Here is a 16,234-nt window from a genome sequence, read left to right on the forward strand (position 1 = left end):
AAGGTCGGCGTGGCCGTGGCCGCGGTCGCGTCGGTTGCCGGGATGGTTCTCGCGGCGGCGCCCGCCACCGCCACCACCACCGCCTACCCCACCAGCACCTTCTCGATCGAGGTCGGAGCGAGCTACTACAAAGGCACGGTCACCTGGTACAACCGGTCGGTCGGCGTCGACGGGGCGTTCAAGGCCGTCGGGGAACGGCGGATCTACGCGCAGGCGTGGTCAGGCAGGACCTGGCTGGACTGGAACAGTTCCAGCACCTGGACCGACAGGTCCGGGCCCGCATCCCTTCCCCTCGACGCAGACGTCGAAGGCGGGTCCACCCGGGTTAACGTCTGGATGACCAGCGCAGATCCCTACGACGGCCTCGAATACTTCACCTGCTACCGCTACGACAGCGTCTGCTCCGGGCCCTATGTGGGAAAGCCCCCGGTGACGCCCCTCGACCCGGTGGACTGAGCCCCGTCACCGCGTAGCGGCACCGAATCCGCCAAGTAGGTCCGGACCTACTTGGCGGACCGCAGGTCAGCAGCATGGTCCTCCACCATCTTCACCTGGACCGGACAGCGGAGTCGGTGGTTGTGGCCAGGTCGGCTTGGGCCTCGGCGGTGTCCTCGTCGAGGCCTGCGAACAGCAGGAAGGACACGACCGTCCACTGTGCACCTTCGACGCCGGGTGGGCGGCGCGTGGCGGCCTGGGTGCTGCGGTCGGCTGGGGCGAGGACGGAGTGGGCGTCGGGACCCAGGCCGCGGACGGCCGGGGAGCCCGCCCAGGTTCGGAGGTGGGGGCATTGTGCCGCGGCGGCGCGGACGAACCTGTCGGCGGGCGCCGGACACCTCCGGGGTGCCGACCAGGACGCCCCGGCGCTGGGCCGGATCGGTCGCCCGCACCCGGGCCAGGCCACGGCCGCTGCCACCCCCGCGCCCGATCCCCTCTCCGAGGGGATCGACGTCAAGCGGGGACGGGGGCCCGCCAACACCAGACAGGCCCCCGTGCGCCGTTCGTCAGCCGCAGAGCGCGGCGTCGATGATCGTCTGCCGGGCCGCGCCCGCGCTGACCGTGTCCACGCCGACAGCGGAGACGTTGACGTTGAGCGCCACCGCCTTGTCGCCGCGGCCGACGGTGAAGGTGCTGTACCCGGCGACGTGGCCGGAGTGGCCCCAGGCGGTGCCGCAGGCGGTGTCGAACCGCTTGAGGCCCAGGCCGTAGTCGCCGATGCCCGGCAGCGGCTGGACGTCGCGCATGTCGGCCAGGCGGGCCGGGGAGAGCAGTTCGCCGGTCAGCAGGGCGGTGAGGAAGCGGGTCATGTCCTCGCCGGTGGACACCAGGGCGGCGGCCGCTCCCCAGATGGCGGGCTCGAAGCCGGTGTAGTCGGCCAGCGGGTAGCCGGCGTAGGCGATGTAGCCGCGCGCGAAGGGGGCGGGCAGGGCCTTCTGGCCCGCCTCGGCGTAGAAGCTCGAGCTCATGCCCGCGGGGGTGATGACCCGCTCGGTGACCTCGGTGCCGATCGACCGGCCGGTGACCTGCTCCACGATCATGCCGAGCAGCGTGTAGCCGGTGTTGGAGTACGCGCCGTCCGTGCCCGCCGCGAAGTCTGCGCCCTTGGGCGTCGCGGAGTCGATGAGCTGCTGCGGGCTGGGCGGCGAGATCTGCCAGACGGGGTTGAACAGCACCTGGGCGATCTGCAGGTAGTCGCCGCCGAGGTAGCCGAGGTAGTCGGGGACGCCGGAGCGGTGGGTCAGCAGGTGCCGCACGGTGATGGCGGCGGGGTCGACGCCGTCGCCGCTGAGCACCCCGGGCAGGTGCTGGGCCACGGTGTCGTCGAGGGTCAGCTCGCCCTCGTCGACGAGCTGCAGGACGACCGTGGCGACCGTCATCTTGGTCTGGCTGCCCACGCGGAACCGGGTGTCCTCGTCGAGGGCGGTGTCGCCGAACAGCGTGGTCCTGCCGCTGCCCGCGCCGACGACGGTGTCACCGTCGCGCACGGCCTGCGCCGCCCCCAGGGACCCCATCGCCAGGCGGTACTCCCCCAGCACGTCCGGGACCGGATCGGCGCCCGCGGGCGCCACGGCGAACCCGGCCACCGCCAGTCCGGCGAGTACGACGACCAGTAGACGGCGCATGCCACCCCCTCCTCCACGAACAACGATGTTCTCAACATAGCGGGCGCAGGCGGCGCGCATTCGACAGTGGACAGAACCTGCCAGCGGTGGCGGACGGGCAGGGCGCGCGGCGGTGATCCGCCCGCTCACGCCGGACTGGTCGGTTATTCCGGGGGTGCTCGGTTCTGTCGGCAACCTCACCCGTTGTGGTCGGCCGGGGGCCCGCGGTATCAGGATGGGGTCGTGACCGACGTGAAGGATCTCGACACCCCGTTCTCCCTCGGCCCGGTGCAGGTGCGCAACCGGTTCGCCATGGCGCCGATGACCCGGAAGCACTCGCCGGGGGGTGTGCCCGGGCCCGACGTGGTGGAGTACTACCGCAAGCGGGCGGCGGGCGGGGTGGGGCTGATCATCACCGAGGGCGTGTACATCCCCGACCCGGCGACCGGGCCGGACACCGACGTGCCGCGCCTGTACGACCTGGACCCGCTGGGCGGGTGGCGGGCCGTGGTGGACCGGGTGCACGCGGCCGGGGGCGTGATCATCCCGCAGCTCTGGCACCTCGGGTCGGCGCGCGGCAAGGCGCCCGAGTACAACCCCGACGTCGAGACCGTCAGCGCCTCCGGGGTGGCCACCAACGGCGAGCCGGTGGGCCGGGCGATGACCGAGGCCGACCTCGACGCCACCCGCGAGGCCTACGTGCGGGCCGCGCTGAGCGCGCGCCGGTCGGCCTTCGACGGGATCGAGCTGCACGGGGCGCACGGCTACCTGCTCGACGGCTTCCTCTGGGACCGCACCAACCAGCGCACCGACCTGTTCGGCGGCTCGCACAAGGAGCGCGCCGCCTACCCGGCCTCGGTCGTGGCGGCCGTGCGCGCGCAGGTCGGCCCGGACTTCCCGATCGTCTTCCGCTACTCGCAGTGGAAGGACGCCGACTTCGACGCCCGCATCGCCGAGAACCCCTCCGAGCTCGAGGCCGTCCTCTCGCCGCTGGTCGAGGCCGGGCTGACCGCCCTGCACCCGTCGGTGCGCCGGTACTGGGAGCCCGCCTTCCCCGACCTGCCCGGCGCGGACGGCGAGCTCAGCCTCGCGGGCTGGACCAAGCGCATCACCGGCCTCCCGGTCATCACCGTGGGCTCGGTGGGCCTGTCCGCCCCCTTCGTCAGCCGCACCCCCAGCCGCGAGCCCGCGGGCTTCGCCGGGGTCGACGCCCTGCTCGAGCAGTTCGGCGCGGGCGAGTGGGACATCGTGGCCCTGGGCCGCACCCTGCTGTCGGACCCGGACTGGGTCCGCAAGCTGCTGGACGGCCGCACGGACGAGATCGTGCCCTACGAGCGCAAGCACATGCGGGAACTGGTCTGAGCCCCCGGCGCCCTCAGCCCAGGACGAGCTTGGCCCAGACCTCGCGGTGGTCGGACAGGCCGCTGGGGACGACCTCGACGCCGCCGGGGGTGAACCTCCCCGCGAGGCCGAAGACGTAGTCGATCTTCCGGCCGCCGTCGCCGGTGGCCGTGCCGCCCCGGGTGCAGCAGCCGCTCGCCTCGTTGTGCCTGCCCGCGGCCCCCTGGCCGTAGGCGGGGCGGTACAGGGGGTTGAGCTGGGCGTCGCCGGGGGCGGCGTTGAAGTCGCCGCCGACGTAGGCCGCGTGCCCGGCGGTGGCGTAGCCCGCCATGATCCTGGCGACCTCGCGGATCTGGGCGCCCCGGGTGCCGTCGGCGTGGAAGTCGATGTGGGTCGAGCAGGCCAGGACGTCGGGACCGGAGAGCTTGGCGCAGACCATCCTGCGCGGCTCGTGGCCGCCCGGGTTGGGCAGCGGCCAGACCTTCTGCCAGGCCGACTCGCCGCGGTAGGCCAGGGCGATGCCGTAGTCGGAGCCGTCGTCGCACCGGTGGCGGGTGGGCACGTGCTCGACCGTCCACGCGGCGCCGAGGCGGGCGCGCAGCCGCTTGGCCTGGCCCGCGCAGACCTCCTGCGGGGTGGCGGCCTTGGGGTCGCGGTTGGCGATGGCGGCGGCGACCTCGTCGGCGACGGCGGGCCTGCCGTCGTTGCACTTGCCGCCGCACATGTTGAAGCTCAGGGTGAGCACGGTGGTCGCCCTCGGCTCCACCGCCCGCGCCTGCCCCGCCGGGACCACCACCGCGGCGGCGACGGCCGCCCCGAGCACCACACGACCCAACACCGAGCGCATCGGCCGCCCTTTCCTCCTGGTGAACGACGCGCTCAACCTAACCGCTGTCGGTGAACGAATCACCACTCCCGCGCGGCAACCACCCACGACCGGGCCGGCTAGAGTCCCCCCGTGATCATCCGACGCGAACGCCCCGGTGACGAGGCCGCCATCCACGCGGTCACCACCGCCGCCTTCGACCGCCCGGTCGAGGCGGACCTGATCGACCAGCTCCGCCTCGACCCCGGCTGGATCCCCGCCCTGTCCTTCGTGGCCACGGCGGGCACCAAGGTCATCGGCCACGTCGTCGCCACCCGCGGCGCCGTCGACGGCGTCCCCGCGCTGGGCCTCGGCCCGCTCAGCGTCCACCCCGACCACCAGCGCGCCCGGGTCGGCTCCGCCCTCGTGCGCACCCTCATCGGCGCCGCCAGCGCCTTGGACGAGCCACTCGTCGCCCTGCTCGGCGACCCCGAGTACTACCAGCGCTTCGGCTTCCGCCGCGGCGACGAGCTGGGCATCGCCCCGCCGGTCGCCGAGTGGCGGCCGCACTTCCAGGTCCACGCCCTCGCGGCGGAGGTACCCCGAGGGACCTTCACCTACGCGGAGCCCTTCACCCGGCTGTAGCCAGTCGCGCCCGGACCGGCCCCCGGATCGGGGAACCCGACTTTCCGCGCTTCCACGCCCGCTCGCGCGGCGGTTAGGGTCGCTGGTGTGACCGACAGCGCAGAGGTGTTGTGGCGGCCGAGTGCCGAGCAGGTGGCGGGGTCCCGGGTGGCCGACTTCCAGCGGTGGCTGGCCGCCGACCGCGGGCTGGAGTTCGACTCCTACCTGGCGTTGCAGCGGTGGAGCGGGCAGCACCCGGCCGAGTTCTGGGGCGCGTTGTGGGACTACTTCGGCCTCGACCGGGTCAGCGGCTACGAGGAGGTGCTGCCGCGCCGGGAGATGCCGGGGGCGCGGTGGTTCAGCGGGGCCCGGATCAACTTCGCCGAGCGGTGCCTGGCGCACCCGCGCGAGGACCGGCCCGCGGTCGTCAGCCTCGACGAGCGCGGCGAGCCGCTGGAGACCTCCTGGGCCGACCTGCGCCGCGAGGTGGCGGCGGTGGCCGGGCTGCTGCGCGCGCACGGCGTGGGTCCCGGCGACCACGTCGCGGCCTACCTGCCCAACGTCCGCGAGGCCGTGGTCGGCCTGCTGGCGACGGCGGCGGTCGGGGCGGTGTGGACGGCGTGCTCACCGGACTTCGGCACCGCCAGCGTGCTGGCCCGGTTCCGGCAGGTGGCGCCGGTAGTGCTGCTGGCGGGCGAGGGCTACGTCTACGGGGGCAAGGCGTTCGACCGGCGCCCGCACGCCGCCGAGCTGCTCGACGGGCTGCCCTCGGTGCGGCACCTGCTGGTCACCGGCGGCGACTGGCCCGCGCGCGACGGCCTGGCCGTGCACGCCTGGCCCGCGCCCTCGGACGAGGAGCTGGTGTTCGCCGACACCGCCTTCGACGACGCGCTGTGGGTGCTGTGGTCCTCGGGCACGACCGGCGTGCCGAAGGGCATCGTGCAGGGCCACGGCGGGATCGTGCTGGAGCTGCTCAAGTCGGTCGGGCTGTGCGCGGACATCGGCGCGGACGACCGGTTCGGCTTCGTCACCTCCACCTCCTGGATGGTGTGGAACTACCTGGTCGGCGGCCTGCTGCACGGGTCGACGATCGTGCTCTACGACGGCAGCCCCACCCACCCCGACGTCGACCAGGCCTGGCGGGTCGCGGAGCTGACCGGCACCACCGTGCTGGGGGTCGGCGCGGGCTACGTCGTGGCCGGGGAGAAGTCCGGCGCGCGACCCGGGTCCCGGTTCGACCTGAGCGGGCTGCGGTCGGTGCTGCAAACGGGCTCGACCATGCCCCCCGCGGCCTGGCGGTGGGTGTACAGCCACGTCGGCGACCACATCTGGCTCCAGTCGATCTGCGGCGGCACCGACGTGTGCTCGGCCCTGGCGGGCGGCGCGGCCGACCTGCCGGTCTACACCGGGCGCATCCCCGCCCCCGCGCTGGGCGTGGCCCTGGCCTCGTGGGGCCCGGACGGCCTGCCGCTGCTGGGCGAACAGGGCGAGCTGGTGGTGACCGAGCCGCTGCCGTCGATGCCCCTGCGCTTCGTCAACGACCCCGGCGGCGAGCGCTACCACGCCAGCTACTTCGACGTGTTCCCCGGCGTCTGGCGCCACGGCGACTGGGTGACCGTCCACGAGGACGCGTCGCTGGTGGTCGCGGGCCGCTCCGACTCGACGCTCAACCGCCAGGGCGTGCGCATGGGCTCCGCCGACATCTACGCCGTGGTGGAACGCTTCCCGGAGATCGCCGACAGCCTGGTCATCGGCGCGGAACTGGCCGACGGCGGCTACGCCATGCCCCTGTTCGTGGTCCTGTCCGAGGGCGCCGCGCTCGACGACGGCCTGGTGGCCGGGATCAAGGCCGCCATCCGCTCGGAGCTGTCCCCCCGGCACGTCCCCGACGACGTGGTGGCGGTCCCCGCCGTCCCACGCACGCTCACCGGCAAGAAGCTCGAGGTCCCGGTCAAACGCATCCTGCAGGGCGACGCGCCGGAGAAGGTCAGCTCGCCGGGGGCGGTCACGAACGCGGAGGTGCTGCCCTGGTTCGCCGAGTACGGGTCGCGGTTGGGCGCCGCCGGACAGGGGTGATCACCCGCGCAGCGCGAGCCAGACGCGGTCTCTCGTCAGCGGTAGCTCGGTGAAGCGGACCCCGGTGGCCGAGCGCACAGCGTTGGCGAGCGCGGGGGCCACCGGGTTGAACGGGCTCTCGCTCATCGACTTGGCGCCCAACGGGCCCAACGGGTCGCTGGTCGGCGCGAAGTGGACCTCGGTGCGGGGGACGTCGGCGAAGGTGGGGATGTGGTAGGCGCGCAGGGCGGGTGTGGTGACCCGGCCGTCACTGTCCACTTGGACCAGCTCGGACAGAGCGGCCCCCAAGCCCTGCGCGACGCCACCCTCGATCTGGCCGACGCACTGCATGGGGTTCATCACGACCCCCGCGTCAGCGGCGTGGACGCTGCGCAAGACGCGGATCTCACCGGTGTCGGGGTCGACGGCGACGCGGAACCAGTGGACGTTGAAGGCGACTGAACGCGGTGTGCCGTCGAAGTGCCCGGTTGTCCTCAGAGGACCCAGTGCGGTCAGGGGGACCACTGAGCCGTCCAGTTCGACGCCGTCGACGACCAACCGGCCCCCTCCGGCGCGGGTGAGCAGTTCGGCCGCCATCGCCTCCGCCGCGCGCAGGACCGCACGGCCCGCGATCACCACACCGGTGGACCCGAACGCGCCGGTGTCGTGCGGGACCAGATCGGTGTCGGACTGCCGGACCACCACCCGGTCCGCCACAGTCCCCAACGCCGACGCGACAAGGGCGCGGTGCACCGTGGTCGAGCCGTTGCCGAATTCCGCCGTGCCCACCGACAGCTCGAACACCCCGTCGGCCCGCAGGTCCAGGCGGGCGTCGGCGAAGTGGCCGCGCGGCGGGGTGGTGGCGATCATCGCCACGGCGGCGCCGTCGCCGACCAGGAACCCCTCGGGCACCTCCCCCACCGCCTCGGCCCGCGCGGCGCGCACGACCTCCAAGCAGTGGTCCAGGCCGTAGCCGCTGACGACCAGGTCCTCCTCCGGCCCCGCAGCGGTGACCAGTGGCTCGCCGTCGCGGACCATGTTGCGCTCGCGCAGGACCAGCGGGTCCATGCCCAACTTCGCCGCCAACTCGTCCAACGCGGACTCCACAGCGAAGATCACCTGCCCCAGGCCGTACCCCCGGAACGCCCCGGAGGGCACGTTGTTGGTGTACACCGCCACCCCGTCAGCGCGCTTGTTCGGGCAGCGGTAGACAGCCATCGACTCACCACAGGAGTGGAACAGCACGCCGGGCCCGTGATTGCCGTAGGCGCCGGTGTCGGTGACAACATCCACGCTCAACGCGGTCAGGGTGCCATCGATAGCGGCGCCCACCTCGACCTCGACGGTGAACGGGTGGCGGGTGGTGGTCGCGGTGAACTGCTCGGACCGGGTCAGCTCCAGCCGGACCGGCTCGCGCAGCCGCAGCGCGGCGAGCACGACGACGTCCTCCACCAGCATCTCCTGCTTGCCACCGAACCCGCCGCCGACCCGGCCCGCGACCACCCGCACCCCAGCGGGATCGAGGTCGAACAGCGAGCACAGCGCGCGCTTGGTCAGGAACGGGGTCTGCGTGCTCGACCGCACGACCAGCCGCCCGTCGTCGTCGAAGAACGCCAGCGCCCCGTGGGTCTCGAGGCTGACGTGCTGCACCCGGCCGGTGCGGAACACGCCCGTGGCGGTGGCGGCGGCCTCGGCCAGCCCGGCGGCGACGTCACCGACCTCCTGGTGCAGCTCGGCGCACACGTTGTCGGCGGGGTCCTTGTCGTGCAGGACCGGCGCGCCGGGGGCGAGCGCCGCCTCGGGGGTCAGCACCGCGGGCAGCGGTTCGTAGGCGACCTCGACCAGGCGGGCGCCCGCCTCCGCGGCGGCCTCGGTCTCGGCGACCACGGCGGCCACGCGCTGCCCGACGTGCCGCACGACGTCGTCGAACACCCGGGTGTCGGCGGGGTCGTCGGCGACGATCTCGTGCTGGGCCGAGGAGTACAGCCGGTCCGGGGCGTCCTCGTGCGCGAGCACCAGCCGGACCCCGGGCACGGCCAGCGCGGCGGTCGGGTCGACGGCGGTCACGCGCGCGTGCGCGTGCGGAGAGCGGACGAGGGCGATGTGCAGCAGCCCGGGGACCTCGACGTCGAAGGTGTAGCGGGCGGCGCCGGTGACGACCTCGCGCGCGGCGGGGGCGGCGAGGTTGCGGCCGATGGCCCGCCCCGCGGCGGGTTCCTCGACATGGCCGACCCCGGCGACGGCGTCGGCGATGGCCCGGTAGCCGGTGCAGCGGCACAGGTTGCCCTTGAGCGCGCGCGGCAGGTCGGCGCGCTGCGCGTCGTCGAGCGCGGCGGTGGTCATGAGGAACCCGGCGGTGCAGAAGCCGCACTGGAACCCCTGCGCGTCCAGGAAGCGTCGCTGGACCTCGTGCAGCTCACCGTCACGCGCGAGGCCCTCGACGGTGGTGACCGACCGACCGTCGACGCGCACGGCCGGGTAGAGGCAGCTATGCACGGGCACGCCGTCGACGTGGACGGTGCACGCGCCGCAGTCCCCGGCGTCGCACCCCTTCTTGACGCCGAAGCAGCCCTCGCCGCGCAGGTAGGTGCGCAGGCACTGGCCGGGGCGCGGCTCGCGGTCGTGGGCGGCGCCGTTGATGTGGACCTCGAAGCTCACCGCGGCTCCCCCAACTCCGCGCGGGCCTGCTCGGCCAGTCGCAGCGTCATGTGCCGCCGCCACGCGGGCAGGCCGTGCACGTCGTCGAACCAGGTCTCGACCGCGTCCTCGATCGCCGCCGCGAGCTGCCCCGGGCCGGGGACGCCGGGGAAGCGAAGCCGGACCGGCCGGGGCGTGGCGGCGGTGATGGTGAGGGCGAACTCGTCGCCGAGGGTCGCGATGACCAGCGCGGCCGAGCGGCCGTGCGGGTGCAGCGACGCCCGGCGGAACGCGCTCCGGCGGTGCTGCGCGGCGGCGGGGAACGTGACGGACCGGAGCAGCTCGCCCTCGGCGAGCACGGTCTGCCCCGGACCGGTGACGAGGTCGGCGGTGGCGACGGTGCGCGAAGTCCCGTCGGGGGCCAGCAGCAGGCACCCGCCGTCGAGCGCGGTGGCCAGCGCGATCACCGGCCCGGCGGGCAGACCCAGGCACAGGTTGCCGCCGACGGTGGCGGTGTTCCAGACCTTGAAGGAGGCCAGGAACGCCCGGCAGCACTGCTCCACCAGTGGCGCGATCGGCAGCGCGCTGCCCGTGGCGAACCCGGACAGCTCGGCGATCGTGCAGGTCGCGGCCAGGGTGAGCCCCTCGGGGCCGGTCACGACCGGGTCCCAGCCGAAGCGGGTCAGGTCGACGAGCCTGCGCACCCCGGGGTGCGGCTCGGAGAACAGGTGGGTGCCGCCGCCGAGCCAGGCGTCGCCTGGCTCCCACTGCCCGGCCAGGCGCGGGTCGCGCACCTGGAGCACGGTGTTCAGGTCCATACCGACACGCTGCCACGTCGCGGCGGCGCGCGGGCGCCACGGCCACGCGATCGTGACGCGTGGCCGCGCCGCACGGGGTGGCCGGGGTGGGGCGGATGTGCTACGCGGCAAGCGGTCCACAATGCGAGGGTACCTCGGATGGCGGTACTAGATGATCTTGGTAAAGCCCTGCTGCCACCTCGACCGGGCCCGGTCACCCCCTCATCCCCTCTGCCACTCCCGGGGTGTTCGATGAGCAAGGCTGTCACCTCCGGCACCTGGCCCGCCACCAGCGTCACCCCGCCGAACCTGTCGGACCTGAACACCGACCGCGTCACCGGGGGCGAACTCGGCCAACAGCACCGAAATCGTGCCGTCTTCGCGGTGTCCGGCAAGCCCGACCCGGTGATCAACCACGTCCGGTTCAAGGGCGAGGTCAAGGGCAGCCAGGCCGACGAGTACGTCGAGATCGTCAACCGCGGCACCGCCCCGGCCGACATCTCCGGCTGGAGGCTCGGCGCCGACGACCGGGCCAGGACTTCGTCTTCCCCGCGGGCACCGTGCTGGCCCCCGGGCAGCGCATCCGCGTCCATACCAACGAGCCGCACCCCGAGTGGGGCGGCTTCACTACGGCATCAAGCGCCCCATCTGGAACGACAAGGGCGACAACGCCGTGCTGAGCGACACCTCGGGCGACGCGGTGTCCACCTTCGGCTACGGCGACAAGGCCGCCAAGCCCTGCCCCCCGGTCGCGGGGGCCGCTCGCGGGCCCCCGCGGCAGGTCTACTGTGCGGCGGATGCGCGTCGTCATCGCGGGCGGCCACAGCGCCGTCGGCAGGCACCTGGCGGCCAGGTTGACCAGCCAGGGCCACACCGTGTTCGCCCTGGTCCCCACCGGCCACCACCACGCCGCCGTCCGGCCCACCGGCGCCCACCCCGTCACCCTCGACCCCGGCGGCCGCGCCCTCGCCGAGACGCTCCCGCACGCCGACGCGGTCGTCTACACCGCGGGCACGACCCGCGGCCCGGGCAACCGCCCCGGCGAGCTGACCTACGCCGCCGCCCTGGACTCCATCGGCGTGCGCCGCTACCTCGTGCTCACCACCAACCCGGCCGCGCACAGCGACTCGGACACCCCCGAGCGCACCAGCTACCTGGCCGCGCGGGCCACCACCGAGGAGGCCATCACCGCCCACGACCTGGACTGGACCTTCGTGCACGCCGCACCCCTCGCCGACACCCCGCCGACCGGGCTGGTGTCACTGTCCCCGTCACCCGCGCGCATCCCGCGCGCGGACGTGGCGGCGGTGCTGGCGGCCCTGATCCCGGCCGCGTGGTCGCACCGGGCGTCGGTGGACCTGGGGCCCGGGGAGACCCCCATCGCCGAGGCCGTCAGCCGCGGACGCCGCTGATCGCGGAGCCGGTGGACGGCGACACGGTCCGACGGGCGTCCCCTCGCTTGGCTGTGTGATAAATCCCCTGGCCACCAAGGCGACCGCACGGGCACGCTCTGCGCGTGGCCGTACTGGGGAAGACCGCGCGGGCGACCGGGCTGAGCCTGACCGCGTGGGTGCTGTTCGCGAGTTCCGGGCCGCTGGCCAAGGCGGTGATGGCGGCGGGCTGGTCACCGGCCGAGGTGACCGCCGTGCGCGTCGCGCTCGCCGCGGCGCTGCTCGCGCCGGTGATCGCCGTGCTGCGGCCGTGGGCGCTGCGGTTCGGCCGCGGGGACCTGTGGCTGCTGCTCGGCTACGGCCTGCTGGGCGTGGCCGGGGTGCAGTTGTTCTTCTTCGTCGCCGTGGCCCGGGTCCCGGTGGGGGTGGCGATGGTCTTGGTCAACCTCGCGCCCGCGCTGGTCGCCCTGTGGGTGCGGGTGGTGCGCGGCACGCGGCTGCGCGGGCGGGTGTGGCTGGGCATCGCGCTCGCGCTCGCCGGTCTGGCCCTGGTCGCGGAACTGGGGCAGGGGGCGCGCCTCGACCTGCTCGGCGTCGCGGCCGGGCTGGTCGCGGCGGTGTGCGCGGCGGGGTTCTTCCTGCTCGGCGAGCACGGCGCCAGCAGGCACGACCCCCTGGGGCTGACGACAGCCGCGCTGGCACTGGGGGCGGTGGTGGTGCTGGCGATCAGTCCTCCGTGGACGCTGCCCGCCGACCTGCTCGGCGCCCCCACCCCGCTCGGCGTGCCGGTGTGGCTGCTGCTGGTGGTGCTGGCGGTCGTGGGCACCGTGCTGCCCTACGTGGCCTGCCTGGTGTCGCTGCGCGACATCCCCTCGGCCGCGGCCAGCGTGCTGGCGCTGGTGGAGCCGCTGGTCGCCGCTGTGCTGGCCTGGTTGCTGCTCGGGCAGGCGCTGGGGCCCGCGCAACTGGCGGGCGCGGTGATCTTGCTGGTGGGGGCGGTGCTGGTCCAGGTGTCCGGACCCGCGGTCGCGGTGTCCCCGGCCGGATGAGGCGTGCGCTGTCCTGGGGCGGCTCTGGATCTCCGCTGGGGTCACGATCGCGTCATGGTGGCGCCACGATGGTGGGAGTGATCACCCGGGCGGGCAGGGGGCGGGGCGTGGGGCTCGGAACCGTCGTGCACCGAGGGTGGCCCGCACTGCCTGCGGGGTACTCATTCGGCGGGTTTGCGCCCGGGGCCGCATAAAGATCGGGATCGGTGTCAATCCTGTCGTCGTCAGCAAGAACGCTTGAGTGGTAGGAGAATTCCATGCGTTTCGTGAAGACGGTTCTCGTCGCCGCCGCGGTAGCCGCCGTGTCGCTGGTCGGGCTCACCGCGGGCACCGCCGCGGCAACCACCGCCGAGACGACCGCGGCGTCCTCCGCCGAGAGCCCCAGGTTCTTCTGCCTGCCGTACATGACCTGCGACAACGACGAGAACGACGTCTTCGGCGACGAGGACGACGACTGACGCACGACCACCTGGGCCGGCCGCGCACCGTCGCGGCCGGCTCAGTGCTGTGCGGGGCTCAGGCCGTCTCGGACATCGTGAGGTGGAGCCTGCCCGCCAGGTCCGCCCGGTTGCGGACGTTGAGCTTGCGGTAGACGCGGGTCAGGTGCTGCTCGACGGTGCTGACCGTGATGAACAGCTTGCGGCCGATCTCGCGGTTGGTGTGGCCCGCGGCGGCCAGTTGGGCGACCGGGCGCTCGGCGGGGCTCAGGGTGGCGGCCCCGTCGGTGTCGGACAACGCGGTGAGGCGGGCCGGGGGGCGGGTGCGCTGCCAGAACTGCTCGGCGGTGGACAGTCGCGCGACCCGCATCGCCTGGTCGGCGAGGGTGCGGGCCTCGAGGTGGTGGCCCAGGGAGTGGTTGGCGTTGCTCAGGTCCGCCAGGACGGTGGCCAGCTCGAGGCGCTCCTCGTCGGCCTGCAACAGGTCGGCGGCCTCCTCCAGCAGGGGGCCGCGGGCCTCGGGGTCGGCGCAGGCGGCGAGGATGCGCAGGGAGATGCCGCGGGTGCGGGTGCCCTCGACGCCGGGGCGGTGGAGCTGCTCCTCGGCGAGGGCGCGGGCGCGGTCGGCGCGGCCCAGCCGGAGCAGGGCCTCGGCGGCGCCGCTGCGCCACGGGACCAGGGCGGGCAGGTCGATGCGCCAGGCGGTCATCAGCCTGCCGCAGTTCTCGAAGTCGGCCAGGGCGGCGTGCGGGCGGTCGACGGCCATGCTGTGGCAGCCGCGCGCGTAGAGGTACTGCAGGCCGTAGCGGGTCTCGAACAGCTCCTTGGGCACCGGGCGGCGCAGCTCGCGCTCGGCCTCGTCGTGGCGGACCAGCATGGTCAGCGCGAGCACGAGGGCGGAGAGCGGGCCGCCGGCGAACACGCCCCAGTCCTGAGTGGGCATCAGGTCGAGCGCGGCCCTGGCGTGCGTCACGGCGGCGGGCAGGTCGGTCTTGCGCAGGGCGATCTCGGCCCGGATGCCCGACAGCAGCGCCTGCCAGGTGGTGGCCCGGCGGTCGGTGGCCTCGGCGAGCAGCCGGTCGCACCAGGTCTGCGCGTCGTCGAGGCTGCCCGCGCACAGCAGCACCTCCAGCGCCGAGCACAGCGCCTCGATGTTGGTGTCGTCCATGCGCTGGCTCTGCAGCACCCGCTCGGCGCTGTCGACGATGCCCTGGCTGGGGCCGGTGCTGAGCATGGCCGCGAGCGCGTCGACGGCCTCCACCGAGCTGGCGGCGATGGAGACCCCGTCGGCGGCGCCGACCTCGACGCGGTCCTCGCCCTCGCCGCGGCGGGACAGCAGCGCCGGGCAGCAGTGCCGCAGCCAGCGGCGGGTGAAGCGCAGCTCCTCGCTGCCGCCGGGCACGCTCTCGGCCCACCAGGCCAGCGTCTCCTCGGCCTGGTCGATGCGCCCGTCCCAGAGCAGGTAGCGCACGAGCATGCCCGCGTCCCGGTCGCCGAGGCGGCCGCGGCGCAGCGCCACCCGCAGCGGGCGCATGTAGCGCACGGCGGCCGAGGGGTTGTTGCGCCACTCGATGCGGGCCAGCAGCGCCATCACCGCGGCCCGGCCCGGCTCGTCCTGGCAGGCGAACAGGGCCAGCTCCAGGCAGTCGGCGGCCTGCTCGATCTCGTCGGCGGCCAGCGCCTCGTCGGCCACGTCGCGCAGCAGCTCCACCATCCACGGCTCGGGGGCCTGCCCCGAGGTGGTCAACTGGGCGGCGACCGCGCGCGGCGGAGCGCCCTCGGCGTGCAGCAGGCAGGCGGCGCGCAGGTGCAGGCCCGCACGCCCCTCGGGGGACAGGGTGTCCAGTGTGGACATGGCGGCGGACGGGTGCCGGAAGCCGCCGTCGCTGACCAGACCGGTGTCGGTGAGCGCGCCGATGGCCTGTCCCACGGTCTGGGCGGGCAGCGACAGCAGGCGGGCGAGGCGGGCCGGGTCGGCGGGGCCGCCGAGCACGGCCAGGCCGGTGGCGGTCTCGACGGTCCGCGCGTCCATGCGCAGCAGGGCGGAGGAGACGGCGTGGCGGTAGGACTCGGCGACGACCAGGCCGTCGGGCCCGGGGGCCGCGGCGTGACCGTCCTCGACCAGGGCGGCCAGCAGCAGGGGGTTGCCGCCGGTGGCGGCCAGGGCGGCGGGGGCCAGCTCGGGCCCGACGACGGCGGCGGCCTCGTCCTCGGACAGCAGGCGCAGCTTGGCGCGGTGGCAGCCGGGCCTGCGGAACAGCTCCGCGTGGAACACCGACAGCGACGGCGGGGTGGGGGTCAGCTCGGTGAGCAGGACGAGCATCCGGCGCGAGCGCATCCGGCGCTGCAGGTAGAGCAGCGCCTGCAGGGAGGCGGGGTCGGCGTGCTGCAGGTCGTCGACGGCCAGCACGACCAGGCGGTGGCGGGTCAGCTCCAGGACCGCCGAGCACAGCCCCTGCACCAGGTCGGCCACCGGCGGGCGGGCGTGCGGGCGCCCGGAGCCGGGCAGCTCGCCGAGCAGCGCGCCCACCGCCGCGTCGGCCTCCTCCGGTAACAGCGCGCTGCGCAACAACTGCTCGAGCACGCCGACCTCGACGTCGCGCTCGTCGGCCGCCGCGGTCGCGGTCAGCACCAGCGCGTCGTCCACGCGGTCCACACAGGCCTGCAACAGCGCGGTCTTGCCGCTGCCGACCGGTCCGCTGACCAGGTGCGTGTTGCCCCGGCCGCAGCGGGAGTCGGCCAGCAGCGCGTCGAACCGCGCCAACTCCGGGCCGCGTCCGTGCAGCCGTCCACTGGAAATCCAGTCCACAAATGCCCCCAATTCACCGCTCATCGGCCTGCGCGACGGCGAACAGCAAGAATGCCTCTGCGTTTGGCCGCGTGACCGCGGCCACCGACCGGGAGCAGTTCCCGGATCGGGTCTCACCTCTCAGTCGGAAACGTACCAACACGCCGGGAAGGATGTCACCCCTGCCTCAGTAGGGGGTGCCGCGAACCAG

General features: G+C 74.2%; 12 protein-coding genes. 7 read left to right on the top strand and 5 right to left on the bottom strand.

Translation table 11 applies throughout. From position 1 onward, the window contains the following. Positions 1 to 456: hypothetical protein (locus tag GCL84_RS29475; RefSeq protein WP_197523466.1), on the top strand; the 456-nt coding region annotated here is incomplete at its 5' end. Positions 457 to 1,001: 545 nt separating this feature from the next. Here GCL84_RS29475 and GCL84_RS23280 read toward each other — a convergent pair. Beyond that, complete coding sequence (locus GCL84_RS23280) at positions 1,002 to 2,120, bottom strand: serine hydrolase domain-containing protein (protein ID WP_197523467.1); 1,119 nt, start codon at positions 2,118 to 2,120, stop codon at positions 1,002 to 1,004. A 222-nt stretch (positions 2,121 to 2,342) separates the two neighbouring features. Here GCL84_RS23280 and GCL84_RS23285 point away from each other — a divergent pair, with 222 nt between their 5' ends. After that, positions 2,343 to 3,461, top strand: a complete 1,119-nt coding sequence (locus GCL84_RS23285; RefSeq protein ID WP_235926635.1) for an NADH:flavin oxidoreductase — start codon at positions 2,343 to 2,345, stop codon at positions 3,459 to 3,461. A 13-nt stretch (positions 3,462 to 3,474) separates the two neighbouring features. Here GCL84_RS23285 and GCL84_RS23290 read toward each other — a convergent pair whose 3' ends face one another. Then, positions 3,475 to 4,287 (bottom strand): endonuclease/exonuclease/phosphatase family protein, encoded by an 813-nt coding sequence (locus GCL84_RS23290; protein ID WP_156757680.1) that lies wholly within the window; start codon positions 4,285 to 4,287, stop codon positions 3,475 to 3,477. 111 nt (positions 4,288 to 4,398) lie between these two features. Here GCL84_RS23290 and GCL84_RS23295 point away from each other — a divergent pair, with 111 nt between their 5' ends. Both GCL84_RS23295 and GCL84_RS23300 read left to right on the top strand, forming a co-directional pair. Next, a complete protein-coding gene (locus GCL84_RS23295) occupies positions 4,399 to 4,890 on the top strand; it encodes a GNAT family N-acetyltransferase (RefSeq protein WP_156757681.1) in 492 nt (163 codons plus the stop codon). Between the two features lie 87 nt (positions 4,891 to 4,977). Then, on the top strand, positions 4,978 to 6,945 hold the full coding sequence (locus GCL84_RS23300; RefSeq protein WP_156757682.1) for an acetoacetate--CoA ligase: 1,968 nt from the start codon (positions 4,978 to 4,980) through the stop codon (positions 6,943 to 6,945). Here the strand turns inward: GCL84_RS23300 and GCL84_RS23305 are convergent, their stop codons facing one another. After that, on the bottom strand, positions 6,946 to 9,582 hold the full coding sequence (locus tag GCL84_RS23305) for a molybdopterin-dependent oxidoreductase (RefSeq protein ID WP_156757683.1): 2,637 nt from the start codon (positions 9,580 to 9,582) through the stop codon (positions 6,946 to 6,948). Continuing rightward, a complete protein-coding gene (locus tag GCL84_RS23310) occupies positions 9,579 to 10,379 on the bottom strand; it encodes an FAD binding domain-containing protein (protein WP_156757684.1) in 801 nt (266 codons plus the stop codon). Before GCL84_RS23310 ends, GCL84_RS23305 begins: the two co-directional genes overlap by 4 nt. Before the next feature lie 776 nt (positions 10,380 to 11,155). On the opposite strand from GCL84_RS23310, the gene GCL84_RS23320 reads away from it, so the two are divergent. The 3 genes from GCL84_RS23320 to GCL84_RS23330 all read left to right on the top strand — a co-directional run bounded on the left by GCL84_RS23320 (position 11,156) and on the right by GCL84_RS23330 (position 13,256). Then, positions 11,156 to 11,770, top strand: a complete 615-nt coding sequence (locus GCL84_RS23320) for an NAD(P)H-binding protein (protein WP_156757685.1) — start codon at positions 11,156 to 11,158, stop codon at positions 11,768 to 11,770. A 104-nt stretch (positions 11,771 to 11,874) separates the two neighbouring features. Continuing rightward, positions 11,875 to 12,798 (top strand): EamA family transporter, encoded by a 924-nt coding sequence (locus GCL84_RS23325; protein ID WP_156757686.1) that lies wholly within the window; start codon positions 11,875 to 11,877, stop codon positions 12,796 to 12,798. Between the two features lie 257 nt (positions 12,799 to 13,055). Beyond that, positions 13,056 to 13,256, top strand: coding sequence for a hypothetical protein (locus GCL84_RS23330; RefSeq protein WP_156757687.1), 201 nt, complete (start codon positions 13,056 to 13,058; stop codon positions 13,254 to 13,256). Positions 13,257 to 13,314: 58 nt separating this feature from the next. Here the strand turns inward: GCL84_RS23330 and GCL84_RS23335 are convergent, their stop codons facing one another. Next, entirely contained in the window at positions 13,315 to 16,068 is a 2,754-nt protein-coding gene (locus GCL84_RS23335) for an AAA family ATPase (RefSeq protein WP_156757688.1), read from the bottom strand. Positions 16,069 to 16,234: the final 166 nt, after the last annotated feature.

The sequence above is a fragment of the Actinokineospora pegani genome (assembly GCF_009745975.1).
In the GTDB taxonomy this organism is placed as follows: domain Bacteria; phylum Actinomycetota; class Actinomycetes; order Mycobacteriales; family Pseudonocardiaceae; genus Actinokineospora; species Actinokineospora pegani.